A 19,637-nucleotide genomic window follows, 5' to 3' on the forward strand; every position below is an offset into this window, starting at 1 on the left:
TTTCAGGTACTAGCGAGTAACATCGTGGAGGTTCGAGTCCTCTTCTGGGCACCAAGTTTAAACAGACCTTTACCAGGTCATTCGATTCAAGCCACCGGCCTCCGGTGGCTTTTTTCATGGTCGCTCGCATCTGCGTGACACGCGACGCGTTCACGAGATTGCCCCCACGGACACCGACCTCGCGCGCACGACCACGCTCGCCCGCGTTCGGCAACACACCGTCCACATGGGCAGAACCATGCAGGCGCAAAAATTTCGACTGGCCAAAAAGGTTGCGCCGAATCTGTGTATATAATCGCAGTCTTTGCTGAAAAGCAGAGAATGCCCAGATGGCGGAATTGGTAGACGCACTAGTTTCAGGTACTAGCGAGTAACATCGTGGAGGTTCGAGTCCTCTTCTGGGCACCAAATTCACACTGACCCCCGCCAGGTCGTGTTCCGAAACAAGCCACCGGTCTCCGGTGGCTTTTTTCTTGTCCGTTCGAATCTGCATCAAATCGGCAGGGCGATCAGGTCGTGGCCTTCGGCGCCCACGATGCGCGCGCGCGTGAACTCGCCGACCTTCAGCGTCTTGCTGATCTTCTCGGGCGGCAGCAGGCGCACGGTGCCATCGATCTCCGGCGCATCGGCGTACGTGCGCCCCACTCCACCCTTGCGGCCCAGGCCCGGCGCCGAATCGACCAGCACCTGCATGGTCGAACCGATGCGACGCTGGAGCTTGGCGATCGATACAGCCTCCGCCACTTCCATGAAGCGGGCACGGCGCGCTTCGCGCTCCGGTTCGGGCAGCATGCCTGGAATGTCGTTGGCCGTGGCGCCTTCGACCGGGCTGTAGGCAAAGCAACCGGCACGATCGATCTCGGCTTCGCGGATGAAGTCGAGCAGATGCTCGAATTCATGTTCGGTTTCGCCAGGAAAGCCGGCGATGAAAGTGCTGCGGACCACGAGCTCCGGGCACACCTCGCGCCAACGCGCAAGACGCTCGAGGTTCTTCTCGCCGCTGGCCGGGCGCTTCATGCGCTTGAGCACATCGGGGTGGCTGTGCTGAAGCGGCACGTCGAGATACGGCAGCACCTGTCCGCTCGCCATCAGCGGAATGACTTCATCCACGCTCGGGTACGGGTACACGTAGTGCAGGCGAACCCAGGCGCCGTACGGCTCGGCGATCTCACCAAGCGTGCGCACCAGCTCGAGCATGCGGGTCTTGACCGGCTTGCCGTCCCAGAAACCGGTGCGGTACTTCACGTCGACGCCGTAGGCCGAGGTGTCCTGGCTGATCACGAGCAGCTCTTTCACGCCGCCCTCGAACAGGGCCTTGGCCTCGCCCAGCACATCGCCGACAGGCCGCGACACGAGGTCGCCGCGCATCGACGGGATGATGCAGAAGGTGCACCGGTGGTTGCAGCCTTCGCTGATCTTCAGGTAGGCGTAGTGGCGCGGCGTCAGCTTGAGGCCGGCAACGCCGAAGGTGTTGGGCACCAGGTCGATGAACGGGTCGTGCGGCTTGGGCAGGTTCGCATGCACCGCATCCATCACCTCCTGCGTGGCATGGGGGCCGGTAACGGCCAGCACGCTCGGATGCATCTGGCGCACCAGGTTGCCGCCTTGGTCGCCGGTCTTGGCACCCAGGCAACCCGTGACGATGACACGGCCGTTCTCGGCCAGCGCTTCGCCGATGGTGTCCAGGCTCTCCTTCACGGCATCGTCGATGAAGCCGCAGGTGTTGACGATCACCAGATCGGCACCTTCGAAGGTCTTGGCGGTCTGATAACCCTCGGCACTCAGCTGGGTCAGGATCAATTCGGAATCGGTAAGGGCCTTGGGGCAGCCCAGGCTCACGAATCCGACCTTGGGGGCGGTCGGCGTGGCCGTTCGTTCGGGGGAGGCAACTTCGCTCATATGCCTCTATTGTCCCAGCTATCGGCGACGGCCGGGCGCCCTTCGAAAAACCTTCGACTTACGGCGATCGGGCGGTACTCACGGACGCTTGATGCCAAAGGCCCCCAATACCTGCTCGGTGTTTTTCTGCATCTGCTCCTGCATCTGCAGGAAAACGTTCTTGGACTGCTCGACGTAGTTGCCCATCAGCCCCTGCAGCATCGGCGACTGCATGGTCATGAAGCGCGACCACATCTCGGGCGTCAGGCCCTCGGCCTTGTCGGCCAACTGCGCCTGCACTTCGGTCATGGCCTGGATGTTCTTCTCGAGATACGGCCCCATGTACCCCTGCATTGCCTGACCGTAGAAGCGAATGATGTTGGCCAGCACCTGCTCGGTGAACATCGGCGCGCCGCCCGCCTCTTCTTCGAGAATGATCTGCAGCAGGATGCTGCGCGTGAGGTCGTCGCCGGTCTTGGCATCGCGCACCACGAACTGCGCATTCTGGATGACCAGCTGCTTCACCTCGGTCAAGGTGATGTACGTCGATGTCTCGGTGTCGTAGAGCCTTCGGTTGGGGTACTTCTTGATCACACGCTGTACCGGCTTGACCCCGGACTTCTTGCTCTGCACTGCGGACTCCTTCACATGGACGCCCATGTCATCGGATGATTCTAGGGAGCCGTTTTGCTGCATCGCGACAAGGTTTACCCTGACCGCGCGCCGCACATTGTTCAATCCGGCGATGTTGCGTACTCCGCGCCGCATGCGTGGCAGAGCGCGGTTTCGGGCCGCTCTGCAGCGGTATCACGAAAACGCAGCGGATTTTTCTGCCCGTAGACAACCCAGCAGCGCGGGCAGTGCTCCTGCCCGGCGGTAGGCAGATAGGCGCGCGCACGCTGTTCAGCCCGCTCTTCGGTCACCGGCATACCCTGGCGTTGTGCACGCGCTACCTCGCGTGCGGCCATGGTGTCGGTGCGGCCGCTCGAGTGGTCGTTGATGCCGTAGACAGCGCGTGCAAACTCGAGAGGAGCCTGCCTCATCAGCGCCGCGAGACGCCTCTCGGCATGAGCCGGATCAACCAGCGTTGATCGCGTATGTATCGGATCGCTAATCAAGAAAATTGGAATGAAATTTCAGAGCCCTCAAGGTAGCACAACAACAAGGCCGAGGTCTTCCAAAACCAGACTGCATGACGCAAACATCCGAACGCTGATGTCGGATCTGTGCGAGATGAATTGAGGGTGCCATCACGGCGGCAAGAAAGAAAAGTTGCAGGCTGCTTTTCTAGGCAGCTGCAGTTTTCAAATTTTCCCTGTGGGCCTGAAGACTGGTCTTCTTCAGAGGGAAAATTGGTAGGCGCGATTGGACTCGAACCAACGACCCCCACCATGTCAAGGTGGTGCTCTAACCAGCTGAGCTACGCGCCTAAGGATGTGTCCGAGAAGCAGCTATTGTAGCAGGAGAAATGGCACTTTTTAGCGACGACGTGCAGATCGCACACCAATTACTGCAGTGACCACGCCAAGCACCTGCGTGAGCCGCGCGGCGTCGGCGATTTCAACAGTGAACGTCATCCACGCCGTGCCCTTGATCGATTGCGTCTGCACGCCGATGACGTTCATCTTCTCGCGCGCAAAGACGTCGGAGATATCGCGCAGCAGACCCTGGCGGTCGGCCGCTTCCACGGCCACGTCCACCGCATAGACAGGTACGTCGCCCCCCTTCTTGGGAGCACCCCACTCGACATCGATGACGCGCTCGCCATCCTTGGCGGCCATCGTGCGGAAGTTGCTGCAATCGCTACGGTGAACGCTGACGCCATGCCCGCGCGTGACGAAGCCGCGAATCGCATCCGGCGGCGCCGGCTTGCAGCACTTGGCCAGTTGCGTCATCAATGAGGACACGCCAACCACCAGCACGCCGCCCTTGCCCGACTTCTCGCTGCCGCGTGCCTTCTTGATCAGCACGCCGTCGTCCGGCCCAGGTGCGGGCTCCGGCGGACGCAACAGCGTCTCTATGTTGCGCAGCGAGAACTCGTCCTTGCCGACGACTTCGAACAGATGGTCCGCCGACTTGAAGCCCAGCTGCGAAGCCAGGTCTTCCAGCCGCACCGCCGTCTTGCCTTCTCGCTGCAGCAGCTTCTCGACCGCCTCGCGCCCACGCGCCACGGTCTCGTGCGTGATCTGCGCGTTGAACCATGCGCGCACCTTCGCGCGCGCACGATGGCTGGCGAGATAACCAAGCTCGGCATTGAGCCAGTCGCGCGACGGCCCGCCTTCCTTGGCGGCGATGATCTCGACCGTCTGCCCGTTCGACAGAGGCGTGTTCAGCGGCACCATCGCGCCGTCGACACGCGCACCGCGGCAGCGATGGCCCAGCGTCGTGTGCACGGTGTACGCAAAGTCGACCGGCGTCGCACCTTGCGGCAGCTCGACGATCGCCGCATCGGGCGTCAGTACGTAGATGCGGTCGTCGAACAGGCCCTGCCCCTGCAGCCCGCCGGACAGATCGCGCTCCCACGCCAGCAGTTGCCGCAGCACCGCGATCTTGGCGTCGTACTCGCCGCTCGCCCACACGCCCGCATAGCCCTTGTGCCCGGCTTCCTTGTAGGCCCAATGCGCGGCCACGCCGTGCTCGGCATGGTCGTGCATTTCCTCGGTGCGGATCTGGATCTCGATGGGCTTGCCCGGCTTGCCGTCGACCAGCTCGCGCACCACGGTGTGCAAAGACTGATATCCGTTGGGCTTCGGCCGCGCGATGTAGTCGTCGAACTCCTCGTCGATGGGCTGGAAGTGCGAATGCACCCAGGCCAGCGCCGCATAGCAGTCCTTCACGTCGGGCACAACCACGCGCAGCGCGAGGATGTCGAAGACCTGCGCGAAGTCGAGCGACTTGCCGCGCATCTTCTTGACGATGCTGTAGATGTTCTTTGGCCGCCCCTGCACCGTGGCCTTGACGCCCTCGGCCTGCAGTTCGCGCTCCAGTTGCGAGCGCAGTTGCTCGACGTGCCCTTCGCGCTCGATGCGCTTCTCGTCGAGCAGCCGCGCGATCAGCTTGTAGGTTTCGGGCTCGAGGAAGCGGAACGAAAGATCCTCGATCTCCCACTTCACCTGCCATATGCCCAGCCGGTTGGCCAGCGGCGCGAACACCTGCAGCGACTCCCGCGCCACGCCTTCGGGCGCCGGCTGCTTGCTTGCCGCCGCATGCCGAAGCGTCTGCAGGCGCGAAGCCAGCCGCAGCATCACCACGCGCAAGTCGCGCGAGAACGCCAGCAGCATCTTGCGCACGTTTTCCGTTTGCGCGCCGGCGCCTTCGGCGTGGTTCCCCTGCGAGGCCGAGCGCGCCTGTTCCTGCACGCGCACCAGCTTGGTCGTCTCGACGGCGAGCGCCGCGAAGTTGTCGCCGAACACCTTGGCGATCACCTCCTGCGGACGGTTCAGGTGCTGGCAGGCATAGACCAGGTAGCTCGCCGCCTGCATCGCCTCGGAACCGCCCATCTTCGCGACGATGGCGGCCACTGCATCGGCATGCGCGAGCGTGTTTTCGCCCGTGTCCAGCTTCTCATCGGCAATCAGCGGCTCGGCGAATGCGCGCGCACGCGCCAGCATGTTCTCCATCACCGGCGAGCGCTCGGCTGTTGCAGCGGACAACGGATAGTCGACCATGGCCGCGTCGGTCACGGGCGCCGTCTGGAGGCTCGAGGAATCGCGCTTCACGCTTCTTCACTCAATCGAAGAGGAAGCGGGTGACGACGGCGATCTGTGCGGGGTCGACGAAGGTCGGCGCATGGCCCACGCCTTCGAACTCGACCAGCGCGGCGTGCGGGCCGCGCTGCGTCATCGCTTGCGCGGTTTCGCGCGACAGCAGATCGGACACGGCGCCGCGCGTGATGAGCGTGCGCGCCTCGATGGCGTCGTACAGGCTCCACATGATCGCGCCGCCCTGCGCCGCGGCCTCGGGAGTGATGGCCCGCAGAGCCACGCCGATGGCGGGGTCGTAGTGCAACAGCCAGCCGCCCTCCTCGCCGCCCTCCTCGCCGCCTTCTTCACCGCCCTCCTTGCCGCTTGCCTCGACCTTGGCCGAGCCGTCGGCCGTGCGCAGGGACGCCGGCACCACCATGTGCCGCGACAACGCCAGCCATTGCTCCGGCGTGTGGGGCCCGAAAGTGGTCGACAGCGCCCACATGGCGTCGGCCGCAGCCTGCACACTTTCGTAGCGGCCGCTCTTGCCCACGTAGGCGCCAATGCGCTGCACCGCAGCAGGCTCGATGGTCGGGCCGACATCGTTGAGGACGAACCGGCGGATCGGCCGGGCCAGGGGCAGCTCCTTGTGCCCCGCGAGCACGAAGCCGATCAGCCCGCCCATGCTGGTGCCGATGTAGTCGAGCGTGTCGATGGGGTGTTCGCGATGCAGCTGCGCCACCAGCGCCACCATGTCGGCCGCGTAGACGGGCACCTGGTAGAAGGACGGATCGCGCAGCCAGTCGCTGCGTCCGCGCCCGACCACGTCGGGGCAGACCACGCGCACGTTGCCGCCGGCGCGTGCCACGATGGCCTGTGCCAGCAAGTCGAAATCGCGCCCCTGCCGGGTCAGGCCGTGCACGCAGACGACGACGTGCGCACTGCGTGCGTCGCCCCATTGCCAATAGGCCATGCGATGGCCGCCTTGGGCGTCGTCGCACGCCACGTAATGAAGCGTCGGTTCGGTCATGAAAACGAAGTCGTCCTGGTGCGGATAATTGTCTCGTCGCATCCTAATTCATCCGGAGATTGATCTACATGCTCAAAGGCAAAACCGCGCTTGTCACGGGGTCCACAAGCGGCATCGGCCTGGCCATCGCCAAGTCGCTCGCGCAACAGGGCGCGAACATCGTGCTCAATGGTTTCGGCGACGCCGAGGCTCCAAGGTCGCAGATCGAGGCGCTGGGCGTTCGCGCCGAATACCACGGGGCCGACATGAGCAAGCCGGCGCAGATCGAGGACATGATGAAGTTCGCCGCGTCGAAGTTCGGCCGCGTCGACATCCTCGTGAACAACGCCGGCATCCAGCACGTGGCCAAGGTCGAGGACTTTCCCGCCGAACGTTGGGACGCCATCATCGCGATCAACCTCACCAGCGCATTCCACACGACCCGGCTGGCGATTGCGGCGATGCGCGAGGCCAACTGGGGCCGCGTCATCAACATCGCCTCCGCCCACGGGCTCGTGGCCTCGGCACAGAAGTCGGCCTACGTGGCGGCCAAGCACGGCATCGTCGGCCTGACCAAGTCGGTCGCACTGGAAACCGCGACCACCGGCGTCACCGTCAATGCCATCTGCCCCGGCTGGGTGCTCACGGCGCTGGTGCAAAAGCAGATCGACGACCGCGCGGCGCGCGAAGGCATCACGCCCGCGCAGGCGCAGAACGAACTGCTGGGCGAAAAGCAGCCTTCGCTGCAGTTCACCACCGTCGAGCAGCTGGGCGGCCTGGCCGTGTTCCTGTGCTCGCCGGCGGCCGACCAGGTCCGGGGCGTTGCCTGGGCCATGGACGGCGGCTGGACTGCCCAGTAAAGGGTAGCCCGGCGGTACGCAGCCTTCTTATTTGAGCTGCACGGAACCCGACACGTTCACGACCACGCTGGTCTTGCCGGCCTCGACCGGCACGGCCGAATCGGAAGAGAACGACGCCTTCGCCTGCATCGCCATCATGCGCGGGCGCGGGCCGTTGTCGCTCGCGTTCACAGACACCTCGCGCAGCGTGTAGCCGCCGAAGCCGAAGCCCTTGGCCAGCTCGGCGGCCTTCTGCTTGAAGTTCTCGATGGCGATGCCCTGCGCCTCGGCCTCGGTCTTGGCGCGCTGCTCGCGGCTCAGGCCGAAACCGACATTGCCCACGCTCAGCGTGCTGATGCGGCCGGCGGTCTGGGTGATGCGCGGGAAATCGCGGCCCTCGAGCACCAGCTCGGTGGAGCCCTGCCAGCCGTTGATCTTGCCGTCCTTGGTGTAGCGCGGCGAGAGGCTGAAATTGCCGGTGTGCACGTCCAGCTGGCCCGGCTGGGCGCTCTTCCTGGCCTCGCTCAGGGCGGCATCGAGCGCTGCCTTGAGCTGCGTCTGCACGGTGGCGGCATCGGCGGCGTCGCGGGTGGTGGTGAGCGTCATGCTCAGCATGTCCTGCTGCACCTCGACCGTTCCGGCCGCCGACAGCTGCAGAACGTTCTGCGGCGCGGGCGTGACGACGCTTTGCGCGATGGCGGTGCCGGCCATGGCCAGGGCGGCGCAGGCCGCGAGCAATTTGATGGTTTTCAAGGTGTAGTTCTCCCCAGTTGGTATGAAAGACAAGCCGAGGCCGGCAGGCCATCCGGCTGATCCGCCGGAACGCCTCAGCGGCGTTGGCTGCTTGGAGACGTCAGCGGACGGGCCGCGGTGGGCGGTGCCGGTGCGATCCGCTCGGCCGGCTGCGATTCTGCCGAATTGACCAATGCACCCGCGGCGGGCGGGGTCCATTGGCCGCGAACCTGCTGGCGCAGCTCGAACAGTTCGGCGGCCGTCAGCCGCCGGCCGGCCATGGCTTCCTCGCGGCGGACCTCTTCGCGTTGCCCGGCCCGATGGGCCGCGACGGCATCGCGAACCTCGCTGCGGCGCACCTCGCCCACCCTCAGTAAATTGCCGGGAACCGCCTGCGCCCACAGCGGCGCACAAGCACAGGCGACAAGAAATGACCGGGCAAAGTATGGTTGTCTCATTGAGCGAAAGTCATAAGGCAGCAGTGACTTTGCCACCTCAACGCGTACGGCTGGTGACCAGACCGCGAGCGTCCGCAAGTTTTGTAACTTAGTGTCAAACCATAAGTAAATCTGGCTCAACGGGTGCTCAACGCCTTCAGAATCGGCCCTGTTACAAATTCATCGTTGTAGAAATGACTCAAGTTCCCGCTCGCACCGACAAGATCGTGATCGTCGACGACGACGCCCGCATCCGCGACCTGCTGCGCCGCTACCTGACGCAGGAAGGTTTCGAAGTGATCGTGGCCGAGGACGGCAAGGCGCTCAACCGCATCCTGTTGCGCGACACGGTCGACCTGATCGTGCTCGACCTGATGATGCCCGGCGAAGACGGCCTCTCGGTCTGCCGCCGCCTGCGCGCCGCCAATGACCGCACGCCGATCATCATGCTCACCGCCAAGGGCGAAGACGTGGATCGCATCGTCGGCCTCGAAGTCGGCGCCGACGACTACCTCGGCAAGCCCTTCAACCCCCGCGAACTGCTGGCCCGCGTGCACGCCGTGCTGCGCCGCCGTCCGCCGCTCGAGGCGCCCGGCGCCCCTTCCACGGAGAACGAGACCGTCACCTTCGGCCCGTTCGCCTTCGATCTCGGCTCGCGCACCCTCAAGAAGGATGGCGAAGAACTCTCGCTGACCACCGGCGAGTTCGCGATGCTGAAGGCGCTGGTGCGCCATCCGCGTCAACCGCTGTCGCGCGAAAAGCTGGCCCAGCTGGCGCGCGGGCGCGAGTTCGAGCCCTTCGACCGCAGCCTGGACGTGCAGATCTCGCGCCTGCGCAAGCTGGTCGAGTCCGACGCCGCCGCGCCGCGCTACATCCAGACCGTCTGGGGCGTGGGCTACGTGTTCGTGCCGGACGGCACGGCCTGAACGCCCGTTTGAAAGGTGCCCATCGGCCAACCCGCCAGACAGGGCCTGGTCCAGGAGGACGGCGCACAGGTCACGATGCCGAGCCCGCTCGAGGCGAGTTCGCACCGTGATCGTCGCCCCGGCCTCAAGCTGGGTTTCAGCCTTTTCTGGCGCACCTTCTTCCTCCTCGCGCTGCTGCTGATCGGCTGTACGGTCGCCTGGCTGCAGACCTTCCGCTCGCTCGAATACGAGCCCCGTGCCATCCAGACCGCGCACCAGATCGCCTCGCTCGTGAACCTCACGCGCGCGGCGCTGGTGTATTCGGACGCGATCACGCGGGTCTCGCTGATCAAGACACTGGCCGACCAGGAAGGCGTGCGCATCCTGCCGCGCGAGCCCAACGACCGCTTCGAGCCCTACACCAGCGGTGCGCTCGACCTGCGCGTGACCGAGGAGCTGATCGACCAGCTCGGCGAAGGCACCACGGTGGCCAGCCGCGTGAACGACGAAGCCGGCCTGTGGATCGGCTTCACCATCGAGAGCGACACCTACTGGCTGCTGCTCGACCCCACGCGCTTCAGCCGCGTGGGCGGGCGCACCTGGCTGGTCTGGCTGAGCACGGCGATGGCGCTGTCGCTGGCGGGTGCGGCGCTGATCACGCGGCTCATCAACCTGCCGCTCAAGCAGCTGTCGCGCGCGACCATGCAGGTGCGCGAAGGCGAATACGAGGCCCACCGGCTCGACGAGCGCGCCCGCACCAACGAGATCCGCGCCGTGAACATCGGCTTCAACCGCATGGCCGACCAGCTCGCCAAGATCGAGCAGGACCGCGCCATCATGCTGGCCGGCATCTCGCACGACCTGCGCACGCCGCTGGCACGGCTGCGGCTCGAAACCGAGATGAGCGTGGCCGACGAGGACGCCCGCGACCACATGGCCGCCGACATTGCCCAGCTCGACGCGATCATCGACAAGTTCCTCGACTACGCCCGGCCCGACCATGTCGACCCGCGCCCGGTGCTGCTGCGCGACGTGGTCGACGCCTGCACCTACGCCGTGCAGGACTACGACGAGATGAACATCACCGTCGACGTGCCCGCCGACCTGCGCGTGCTGGGCGACGAGGTCGAACTCACGCGGGTGATCTCCAACCTGGTCGAGAACGCGCGGCGCTACGGCAAGACGCCCTCCACCGGCGTGGCCGACGTGACGATCCAGGCGCAGGCCAACAACGACGCGGTGCTGATCAAGGTGCGAGACCACGGCGCGGGCGTGGAGCCTGCCCTGCTCTCGCAGCTGACCAAGCCCTTCTTCCGCGGCGACACCGCCCGCACCTCGGCGGCCGGCGCGGGCCTGGGCCTGTCGATCGTGGCGAAGAACATCGAGCGCATGGGCGGCACCTTCGCGCTGACCAGCACGCCGGGGCGCGGCCTCGCGGCCCACATCCGGATGCCGCGCGCAATGCCGGCGGCGTCCGGCAAGCCCGGAGAGTCGCAGGGCGGCAAGAAGCCGGCCTGAGCGCCCCGCCTCAGCGGTGAAGCAGAACGGCCGCGCGCGCTTCCATCGCGCGGCCCTCGCCCACCGGGCCCAGCTTCTCGGCCGTCTTGGCCTTCACGTTCACCTGTTCCAGCGCCACGCCCAGCGTGTCGGCGATGCGCTGGCACATGAGCGGAATGTGCGGCGCCAGCTTGGGCGCCTGGGCGATCACGGTGCTGTCGACGTTGCCGATCTCCCAGCCCGCCGCGCGCACCCGGCGTGCCGCCTCGGCCAGCAGCACCGACGAATCGGCACCGCGGAACTGCGGATCGGTATCCGGAAAATGCCGGCCGATGTCGCCCAGCCCGGCGCCGCCCAGCAGCGCGTCGGTGATGGCATGCAGCAGCACGTCGGCGTCCGAATGGCCCAGCAGGCCGGTGACGTGCGGCACCTCGATGCCGCCCAGGATCAGCTTGCGCCCGGCCACCAGCTGGTGAACGTCCCAGCCCTCGCCGACGCGGATGTTGAAAGCGCCCGTCATGCCATGCCCTTCCTGCGGCCGAGCAGCACGGCCTCGGCCAGTGCGAAGTCTTCGGGGTAGGTCACCTTGAAGTTCTGGGCGCTGCCCGGCACCAGCAGCGGCGACAGGCCGATGGCCTCGATGGCGCCGGCCTCGTCGGTCACGGCGTCGCCGATGCGCTCCAGCGCGTCGAGCAGCATGCCGATGCGGAACATCTGCGGCGTCTGCGCCAGCCACTTGTCGGCGCGCGGCAGGGTCTGGGCCACGCGGCTTTCCGTCGTCGACGCTTTCAGCGTGTCCGCCAGCCGGTGGGCCAGCAGGCCGCCCACGGCGTCGTGCTCGCAGGCGGCAATCAGCGCCTCGATCTGGCTGGAGCTGACGAGGCAGCGCGCCGCGTCGTGCACCAGCACCCAGTCGTGCGCGCCGGCGCCCTTCTGCCGCAGCGCCGCCAGGCCGTTGCGCACCGTGGCCGCCCGGGTCAGGCCGCCCACGCGCAGCAGGTATTCGTTCTCGGCTGGAAAGCGCGGCAGCGCGGCGTCCACATCACGGTCGTCCGGCGACACCACCAGCGCCAGCCCCGCGAAGCGCCCCGCCAGCGCCCGGAAGGCCTCCAGCGTGTGCGCCACCATCGGCAGGCCGGCCAGTCGCTGGTACTGCTTGGGCTGGTTGGACTGCGCATGGCCCGCGCGATGGCCGGAGCCGGCGCAGGGAATCAGCACGAAAAATCGGGAAGAAGACATGAGGTCCTGTACGGGCGGGCCAATGGCCGACAAGCGGATGAAGGGCCGCCATTCTAGAATTGCCCCTCGCACACCCCTCGCCAGCCGGCGCGGGGTGTTGTGCATTTCCTAAGCGTTACATGGACCTCCCCCACCTCACGGCGGGCAAGCGTTTCACGCTGCCGCGTCCCCCGTTGTCGGCCGATGCACTGCTGCTGGCGCAGCTGGCCATGCGCGAGAAAGCCGCCGGGCGCGCCACGGCGATGTTCACCGCCGATGCCAACGACGCCCAGCGCCTGATCGACGAGATCGCCTTCTTCGCGCCCGACCTGCGCTGCGCCCTGTTCCCCGACTGGGAGACGCTGCCCTACGACAGCTTCTCGCCCCACCAGGACCTGATCAGCGAGCGCCTGGCCACCCTCTGGCGCATCAGCCAGAAGGAAGCCGACGTGGTGCTGGTGCCCGCCACCACCGCGCTCTACCGGCTGGCGCCGCCGTCCTTCCTGGCCGGCTACACCTTCCACTTCAAGGCCAAGCAGAAGCTCGAGGAATCGAAGCTCAAGGCCCAGCTCACGCTGGCCGGCTACAGCCACGTGACGCAGGTGGTGAGCCCCGGCGAATATGCGGTGCGCGGCGGGCTGATCGACCTGTTCCCCATGGGCTCGCCGGTGCCCTTCCGCGTCGACCTGTTCGACGACGAGATCGATTCCATCCGCACCTTCGATCCCGACACCCAGCGCAGCCTCTACCCCGTGCCCGAGGTGCGCCTGCTGCCGGGCCGCGAGTTCCCGATGGACGACGACGCGCGCGGGCGCTTCCGGGGCCGCTGGCGCGAGCTGCTGGAAGGCGACCCGACCAAGAGCCGCATCTACAAGGACATGGGCAACGGCGTGGCCACCGCCGGCATCGAGTACTACCTGCCGCTGTTCTTCGACGAGACGGCCACGGTGTTCGACTACCTCGGCCCCGACGCCACCGTGGTGCTGCACGGCGACCTGGAGCCCGCGTTCCAGCACTTCTGGCAGGACACCAACGAGCGCTACCGGCTGGTGCAGGGCGACCCCGAACGCCCGGCGCTGCCGCCCGAAGCGCTGTTCCTGAACGCCGAGCAGTTCTACCAGCGCGCCAAGCCCCATGCGCAGCTCGCCATCCGTGGCGACGTGCCCACCGAAGCGCCCTACGCCGAGTTCGACAAACTGCCGCCGTTCGCCGTGGTGCGCGGCGCCGAAGACCCGCTGGTCGGCCTCAAGGCGCACATCGCGAAGACGCCGCACCGCGTGCTGCTGATCGCCGAGAGCGACGGCCGCCGCGAGAGCCTGCTCGACTTCCTGCGCGCCAGCGGCGTGAACCCGCCGGCCTTCGACTCGCTGGCCGAATTCGAAGCCTCCGCCGACGAGAAAGTCGGCATCGCCACCGCCGCGCTGGCGTCGGGCTTCGCGTGGCGCGAGCAAGGCATCGACCTCGTCACCGAAACCGAGCTGTTCGCCACCGCGCCCACCACGCGCCGGCGCAACAAGAAGCAGGAACAGGTCAGCGACGTCGAGGCGCTCATCAAGGACCTGTCGGAGCTGAACGTCGGCGACCCGGTGGTCCACACCGCGCACGGCATCGGCCGCTACCGCGGCCTGATCCACATGGACCTGGGCCAGGGCAACGGCCCCGACGGCAAGCCCCTCCTGCAGGAAATGCTGCACCTGGAGTACGCCGACAAGGCCACGCTCTACGTGCCGGTCTCGCAGTTGCACCAGATCAGCCGCTACACCGGCGTCAGCGCCGACGAGGCACCGCTGCACAAGCTGGGCTCCGGCCAGTGGGACAAAGCCAAGCGCAAGGCTGCCGAGCAGGTGCGCGACTCGGCTGCCGAGTTGCTCAACATCTATGCCCGCCGCGCCGCGCGCGAGGGCCACGCCTTCCGCTATTCGCCGGCCGACTACGAGGTGTTCGCCAACGACTTCGGCTTCCAGGAAACCGCCGACCAGAAGGCCGCGATCCATGCGGTGGTGCAGGACATGATCTCGCCCCAGCCCATGGACCGCCTGGTGTGCGGCGACGTGGGCTTCGGCAAGACCGAAGTGGCGCTGCGCGCCGCCTTCATCGCGGTCACCGGCGGCAAGCAGGTGGCCTTCCTTGCGCCCACCACGCTGCTGGCCGAGCAGCACTACCAGACGCTGGTCGACCGCTTCGCCAAGTGGCCGGTGAAGGTGGCGGAAATGAGCCGCTTCCGCTCCGCCAAGGAAATCACCGCCGCCGCCAAGGGGCTGGCCGAGGGCCAGGTCGACATCGTGGTCGGCACGCACAAGCTGCTTTCGCAGTCGGTCAAGTTCAAGAACCTGGGCCTGCTCATCATCGACGAGGAACACCGCTTCGGCGTGCGCCATAAAGAGGCGATGAAGGCCATGCGCGCCGAGGTCGACGTGCTCACGCTCACCGCCACGCCGATTCCGCGCACGCTGGGCATGGCGCTGGAAGGCCTGCGCGACCTGAGCGTGATCGCCACCGCGCCGCAGCGGCGGCTTGCCATCAAGACCTTCGTGCGCAACGAAGGCACCGGCGTGATCCGCGAAGCCGTGCTGCGCGAGCTCAAGCGCGGCGGGCAGGTCTACTTCCTGCACAACGAGGTCGAGACCATCGAGAACCGCCGCCAGAAGCTCGAGGAAATCCTGCCCGAGGCCCGCATCGCCGTGGCCCACGGCCAGATGCCCGAGCGCGAGCTGGAGCGCGTGATGCGCGACTTCGTGGCGCAGCGCTACAACCTGCTGCTGTGCTCGACCATCATCGAGACCGGCATCGACGTGCCGACCGCCAACACCATCGTGATGAGCCGCGCCGACAAGTTCGGCCTGGCGCAGCTGCACCAGCTGCGCGGCCGCGTCGGCCGTTCGCACCACCAGGCGTATGCCTACCTCATGGTGCCCGACACGGAGGGCCTGACCAAGCAGGCGGCACAGCGGCTCGACGCCATCCAGCAGATGGAAGAGCTGGGTTCCGGCTTCTACCTGGCCATGCACGACCTGGAGATCCGCGGCACCGGCGAGGTGCTCGGCGAAAGCCAGAGCGGCAACATGATGGAGATCGGCTTCCAGCTCTACAACGAGATGCTCAGCGAGGCCGTGCGCGCGCTCAAGGCCGGCCAGGAGCCCGACCTGCTGTCGCCGCTGTCGGTCACCACCGAGATCAACCTGCACGCCCCCGCCCTGCTGCCCGACGACTACTGCGGCGACGTGCACCTGCGGCTGTCGTTCTACAAGAAGCTGGCCACCGCGAAGACGCCCGACCAGATCGACACGCTGCTCGAGGAAATCGTCGACCGCTTCGGCAAGCTGCCGCCGCAGGCGCAGACGCTGATCGACACGCACCGCCTGCGCGTGCTGGCGCGGCCCTACGGCGTGGTGAAGGTCGATGCCGCGCCGGGCATCATCAACATCACCTTCAGGAAAGACGCGCCGGTCGACGGCATGGCCATCATCCAGCTGATCCAGAAGAACAAGCACATCAAGCTCGCCGGCAACGAGAAGCTGCGCATCGAGCGCGAACTGAAAGAGCCGAAAGACCGGGCCCAACTGGTGCGCGACGTGCTGCGCAGCCTGGGCCAACCCATCGTCAAGGAAACCGCCACCGCATGAGCGCCATTCAAGAAATCTCCCCCGGCCTGGTCATCCAGCGCGTGAAGCCGCCGCTGAAGCTGGCCGACTTCAAGCTGATCGCGTTCGACATGGACTCGACGCTGATCAACATCGAGTGCATCGACGAGATCGCCGACGCGGTCGGCAAGAAGGCCGAAGTGGCGGCCATCACCGAAGCCACGATGCGCGGCGAGATCAAGGACTTCAAGGAGAGCCTGCGCCGCCGCGTGGCGCTGCTCGAGGGCGTGCCGGTCGAGGCGCTGCAGCAGGTGTACGACGAGCGGCTGAAGCTCAACCCGGGCGCGAGCGAGCTGGTCGCGGCCTGCAGGAAGGCCGGCCTAAAGGTGCTGCTGGTGTCGGGCGGCTTCACTTTTTTTGCGAATCGCGTGAAGGAGCGCCTGGCGATCGACTTCGCGCGTTCCAACCTGCTCGACGAAGCCGACGGCAAGCTCACCGGCGAGGTCGTCACGCAAAGCTGGGGCGACATCTGCGACGGTGCCGAGAAACGCCGCACGCTGCTGGAGGTGGCTTCGCTCATGGGCATCTCGCCGCAGGAAACTATCGCCGTCGGAGACGGTGCCAACGACCTGCCGATGATGGGCGAAGCTGGTCTCTCCGTGGCCTACCACGCGAAGCCGAAGGTGCGCGAGCAGTCGATGGTCGCGATCAATGAAGGCGGCCTGGACCGCGTTCTCGAAATACTGCGATGAGATTTTGGGGGCGTGACTCGGGGCGCGCTCCCGCCGACGGGGTACTCTGCTCCGCGAATGTCCCCCGGCCTGCGGCCTCCTCCTTTATTTCGCTGCGCAGAGCACCCCGCCAGCGTGATCGTTCAGCGCACTTGTTGATCGGCCGGCACAACGGAAGCGCCCATGTGCGCAGGGCGCCGGGGACATTCGCGGAGGGGAGTACCCGATGGCCTGCGCACCAGCCCTGAACAACAGCAAACAACACGACGAGACAACATGACCGACACCACCCCGCTCTACAACGCCGACGCCCTCAAGGACTACGCCAGCGCCCTCCTCCAGAAAGCCGGGCTCGAAGCATCCAAGGCCGACAGCGTGGCCCGCACCCTGGTCGAAGGCGATCTGCTGGGCCACGACACCCACGGCCTCGCGCTGCTGGCCGGGTATGTGAAGGAACTGGAATCGGGCGGCATGACCCGCGACGGCACACCCGAAGTGCTGTCCGACCGCCCCGCCGCCGTGCTGTGGGACGGCAAGCGACTGCCCGGCCCCTGGCTCATGGACCAGGGCATGGACCTGCTGGTGCCGCGCGCGCGGGAACTGGGCACCGCCTCGCTCGTCATCCGCCGCAGCCACCACATCGCCTGCCTCGCCGTCTACATGCTGCGCGCGCTGCAGGAAGACATGCTCATGCTGCTCGCCTGCTCCGACCCCAACACCGCCAGCGTCGCGCCCTTCGGCGGCACGCAAGCCGTGTTCACGCCCAATCCGCTGGCCATGGGCTTTCCGCTGTCGCAGGGCGGCGTGATGGTCGACATCTCGGCGTCCATCACCACCAACGGCATGAGCAACCGCAAGCGCGCCGCCGGCGAGACCTTCGCCGAGGAATGGCTGATCGACGCCGCCGGCAAGCCGTCGAACGACCCGCAGGTGCTGTTCGACCAGCCGCCCGGCACGCTGCTGCCTGTGGGCGGCCTGAGCTACGGCCACAAGGGCTACGGCATGGCGCTGCTGGTCGAGACGCTCACCGCCGGCCTCGCGGGCCACGGCCGGGCCGACCCGCCCGAAGGCTGGGGCGCCACGGTGCACATCACGCTGCACGACCTGGACGCCTTCGGCGGCAAGGAAGCCTTCCTGCGCCAGATGGACCACGTGGCCGCGCAGTGCCGCGCCAACACGCCGATCGACCTGGCCAAGCCTGTGCGGCTGCCGGGCGAAGGCGGTCTGAAGCGTCGGGATGCGCAATCGAGGAACGGGGTGCGGCTGCACCCGTCGATCGCGCGTGCGCTGCACGATGCCGAGCAGCGCTACGGCCTGCGGCTGGCGCAGGCGCTGGTCTAGACCGGAGGCAGGCTCAGTCTTCTTCGGTTTCTAAAGAGCCGGGAGCGGCTTCGCCCGCGGGCCGCGGCTTGCGCTTGCCGGGCTTGGCCACGACCTCGACATAGAACTGCCTGCCGCCGTCCTTGACCACGCCGTCGATCAGGCCGGTGATGGCCGAGAGGTGGACGACTTCGGCCGATTCCTCGGCCGTGCCGAACTTGCAGTCGAAGTCCCAGAAGTCGGCGCCTTCGGGCAATTCGCGCCGCCGCTCGCGCTTGATGTACTTGCGGATCTCGTGCTTGATGGCTTCGAGGAGACGGTCGGGGTGCTTGCCCTCGACCTGAAGCTGAAAGGTTTTTCTCATGGGTGATCGTAACCAATGTGAAAGCCGCCGAATCCGGCACCGCCCGATGCCCCGGATGGGCACCGATCTTGCTCGCTACCATGGCTGCCAGGCAACAGATCCCGCGGCGGCCATGCCGATTCACCCATGCTGACCTTCTTTCATCCGGAGCAACTGCTGCACCACCCGCGCAGCTACCTGTCGCGCGGGCAGATGCGCACCCCGCAGGAAATTCCGGAGCGCGCGCTGCGGCTCGTCGCCGCCGTGCAGTCGCTCGGCTTCGACCTCCGGACGCCGGGCGATGCCGGCATGGCGCCCTTGGCCGCCGTGCACAGCGGCGACTACCTGCGCTTTCTCGAGGAAGCCCACGGCGAATGGAAGCAGATGCCGCCCGACTGGGGCGACGAGGTGATGTCGAACGTCTACGTACGCGAGCCCAACCGCCTGCGCGGCATCCTGGCCAAGGCGGCGCGCTACCTGGCCGACGGCAGTTGCCCGGTCGGGGCCGAGACCTGGCGTTCGGCGTACTGGTCGGCCCAGAGCGCGGTGGCCGGCGCGGCGGCCATCACCGGCGGCGCCCGCGCGGCCTATGCGCTGTGCCGCCCTCCCGGCCACCACGCCCGCGTCGATGCGGCCGGCGGCTTCTGCTACCTCAACAATGCCGCCATAGCCGCCCAGGCATTGCGCGGGCGCTTCGCTCGCGTGGCGGTGCTCGACACCGACATGCACCATGGACAGGGCATACAGGAGATCTTCTACGGGCGCAGCGACGTGATGTACGTGTCGATCCACGGCGACCCGACCAACTTCTACCCGGCCGTGGCCGGCTACGAGGACGAGCGCGGCGCGGACGAGGGCGAAGGCTTCAACGTCAACTTCCCGATGCCGCACGGCGCACCGGAGGCGGTCTTCTTCGAGCGGCTCGACGACGCAACGCAGGTGCTGCGGCGCTTCGCGCCCGATGCGCTGGTTCTGGCGCTGGGCTTCGACATCTACAAGGACGATCCGCAGTCGCAGGTGGCGGTGACGACCGAGGGCTTCGCCCGGCTGGGCAAGGCCGTGGGCGCGCTGGGCCTGCCGACGCTGATCGTGCAGGAAGGCGGCTATCACCTCGAGAGCCTGGAAGCCAACGCAAGCGCCTTCTTCGGGGGATTCGCGGATATCGCGTGATGGTCTTGGCGGCGGCGGCCGCCGCGCTGTGTACAGTCGGCGCTTCGAATGGAAGCAGGTGAAGACATGGCGCGCGCAAACGACTGGGCAAGCAAGGTGATGGCATTGATCAACGGTGGCAACCCCACCGCAGCCATCGCGCAGATCAAGGTCGCGCCCTCGGTCAAGGACCTGAAGGCGCTGCAGACCATCATGACGCTCTCGAAAATGAAAGGCCGCTATCCGAACGTGGATGCGGCCATTGCGGACAACCTGGAGCTGCTCGCAGCCCCCCGGCTGCACCGCTCGCCGTGA

Annotated in this window: 18 protein-coding genes and 2 tRNA genes; 9 read left to right on the forward strand and 11 right to left on the reverse strand. The window is 66.7% G+C overall.

Annotated features, from left to right (window positions below; all coding sequences use genetic code 11):
- Positions 1-323: 323 nt before the first annotated feature.
- Positions 324-408: transfer RNA gene (locus tag QRN67_RS10450), tRNA-Leu, on the forward strand.
- 84 nt (positions 409-492) lie between these two features.
- Here QRN67_RS10450 and rimO read toward each other — a convergent pair.
- From rimO to QRN67_RS10480, 6 genes are all read right to left on the reverse strand, one after another.
- Positions 493-1,899, reverse strand: a complete 1,407-nt coding sequence (rimO, locus tag QRN67_RS10455) for a 30S ribosomal protein S12 methylthiotransferase RimO (RefSeq protein WP_285411691.1) — start codon at positions 1,897-1,899, stop codon at positions 493-495.
- Between the two features lie 78 nt (positions 1,900-1,977).
- The gene (phaR, locus tag QRN67_RS10460; RefSeq protein ID WP_081267273.1) at positions 1,978-2,538 is read right to left on the reverse strand and encodes a polyhydroxyalkanoate synthesis repressor PhaR; all 561 of its coding nucleotides are present in this window, start codon (positions 2,536-2,538) and stop codon (positions 1,978-1,980) included.
- 74 nt (positions 2,539-2,612) lie between these two features.
- Complete coding sequence (locus QRN67_RS10465) at positions 2,613-2,996, reverse strand: hypothetical protein (RefSeq protein ID WP_285411694.1); 384 nt, start codon at positions 2,994-2,996, stop codon at positions 2,613-2,615.
- A 235-nt stretch (positions 2,997-3,231) separates the two neighbouring features.
- Positions 3,232-3,308 (reverse strand) — tRNA-Val (locus tag QRN67_RS10470).
- Positions 3,309-3,356: 48 nt separating this feature from the next.
- Complete coding sequence (locus QRN67_RS10475; RefSeq protein WP_234382854.1) at positions 3,357-5,546, reverse strand: RelA/SpoT family protein; 2,190 nt, start codon at positions 5,544-5,546, stop codon at positions 3,357-3,359.
- 61 nt (positions 5,547-5,607) lie between these two features.
- A complete protein-coding gene (locus tag QRN67_RS10480; RefSeq protein ID WP_285411695.1) occupies positions 5,608-6,633 on the reverse strand; it encodes an alpha/beta fold hydrolase in 1,026 nt (341 codons plus the stop codon).
- A 26-nt stretch (positions 6,634-6,659) separates the two neighbouring features.
- Here QRN67_RS10480 and QRN67_RS10485 point away from each other — a divergent pair, with 26 nt between their 5' ends.
- Entirely contained in the window at positions 6,660-7,430 is a 771-nt protein-coding gene (locus tag QRN67_RS10485) for a 3-hydroxybutyrate dehydrogenase (RefSeq protein ID WP_285411696.1), read from the forward strand.
- A 27-nt stretch (positions 7,431-7,457) separates the two neighbouring features.
- Here QRN67_RS10485 and QRN67_RS10490 read toward each other — a convergent pair whose 3' ends face one another.
- Positions 7,458-8,162, reverse strand: coding sequence for an SIMPL domain-containing protein (locus QRN67_RS10490; RefSeq protein WP_285411697.1), 705 nt, complete (start codon positions 8,160-8,162; stop codon positions 7,458-7,460).
- A gap of 74 nt (positions 8,163-8,236) precedes the next feature.
- Positions 8,237-8,599, reverse strand: a complete 363-nt coding sequence (locus QRN67_RS10495; RefSeq protein ID WP_285411698.1) for a hypothetical protein — start codon at positions 8,597-8,599, stop codon at positions 8,237-8,239.
- A 173-nt stretch (positions 8,600-8,772) separates the two neighbouring features.
- On the opposite strand from QRN67_RS10495, the gene ompR reads away from it, so the two are divergent.
- Together ompR and QRN67_RS10505 are read left to right on the forward strand one after the other, a co-directional pair.
- Complete coding sequence (gene ompR / locus QRN67_RS10500; protein WP_007837017.1) at positions 8,773-9,504, forward strand: osmolarity response regulator transcription factor OmpR; 732 nt, start codon at positions 8,773-8,775, stop codon at positions 9,502-9,504.
- A 75-nt stretch (positions 9,505-9,579) separates the two neighbouring features.
- Positions 9,580-11,001: a sensor histidine kinase family protein gene (locus QRN67_RS10505; RefSeq protein WP_285411860.1), complete on the forward strand. Its 1,422-nt coding sequence runs from the start codon at positions 9,580-9,582 to the stop codon at positions 10,999-11,001.
- A gap of 10 nt (positions 11,002-11,011) precedes the next feature.
- Here QRN67_RS10505 and ispF read toward each other — a convergent pair whose 3' ends face one another.
- The gene (ispF, locus tag QRN67_RS10510; protein WP_081267279.1) at positions 11,012-11,500 is read right to left on the reverse strand and encodes a 2-C-methyl-D-erythritol 2,4-cyclodiphosphate synthase; all 489 of its coding nucleotides are present in this window, start codon (positions 11,498-11,500) and stop codon (positions 11,012-11,014) included.
- On the reverse strand, positions 11,497-12,219 hold the full coding sequence (gene ispD / locus QRN67_RS10515; RefSeq protein ID WP_285411701.1) for a 2-C-methyl-D-erythritol 4-phosphate cytidylyltransferase: 723 nt from the start codon (positions 12,217-12,219) through the stop codon (positions 11,497-11,499). Before ispD ends, ispF begins: the two co-directional genes overlap by 4 nt.
- Positions 12,220-12,338: 119 nt before the next feature.
- Here ispD and mfd point away from each other — a divergent pair, with 119 nt between their 5' ends.
- The 3 genes from mfd to QRN67_RS10530 all read left to right on the forward strand — a co-directional run bounded on the left by mfd (position 12,339) and on the right by QRN67_RS10530 (position 17,851).
- On the forward strand, positions 12,339-15,821 hold the full coding sequence (mfd, locus tag QRN67_RS10520) for a transcription-repair coupling factor (RefSeq protein ID WP_106934704.1): 3,483 nt from the start codon (positions 12,339-12,341) through the stop codon (positions 15,819-15,821).
- Entirely contained in the window at positions 15,818-16,531 is a 714-nt protein-coding gene (gene serB, locus QRN67_RS10525; protein WP_285411703.1) for a phosphoserine phosphatase SerB, read from the forward strand. Before mfd ends, serB begins: the two co-directional genes overlap by 4 nt.
- A gap of 255 nt (positions 16,532-16,786) precedes the next feature.
- A complete protein-coding gene (locus QRN67_RS10530) occupies positions 16,787-17,851 on the forward strand; it encodes an Ldh family oxidoreductase (RefSeq protein WP_285411704.1) in 1,065 nt (354 codons plus the stop codon).
- A gap of 13 nt (positions 17,852-17,864) precedes the next feature.
- Here the strand turns inward: QRN67_RS10530 and QRN67_RS10535 are convergent, their stop codons facing one another.
- Positions 17,865-18,194: a DUF6172 family protein gene (locus QRN67_RS10535; protein ID WP_285411705.1), complete on the reverse strand. Its 330-nt coding sequence runs from the start codon at positions 18,192-18,194 to the stop codon at positions 17,865-17,867.
- A gap of 126 nt (positions 18,195-18,320) precedes the next feature.
- On the opposite strand from QRN67_RS10535, the gene QRN67_RS10540 reads away from it, so the two are divergent.
- Positions 18,321-19,343 carry a histone deacetylase family protein gene (locus tag QRN67_RS10540; protein WP_285411706.1) on the forward strand — a complete coding sequence of 341 codons (1,023 nt, stop codon included), beginning with the start codon at positions 18,321-18,323 and terminating at the stop codon, positions 19,341-19,343.
- Between the two features lie 66 nt (positions 19,344-19,409).
- On the forward strand, positions 19,410-19,637 hold the full coding sequence (locus tag QRN67_RS10545; protein WP_081267286.1) for a hypothetical protein: 228 nt from the start codon (positions 19,410-19,412) through the stop codon (positions 19,635-19,637).

It is taken from the genome of Variovorax sp. efr-133-TYG-130, assembly GCF_030208835.1.
Lineage (GTDB): Bacteria > Pseudomonadota > Gammaproteobacteria > Burkholderiales > Burkholderiaceae_C > Variovorax.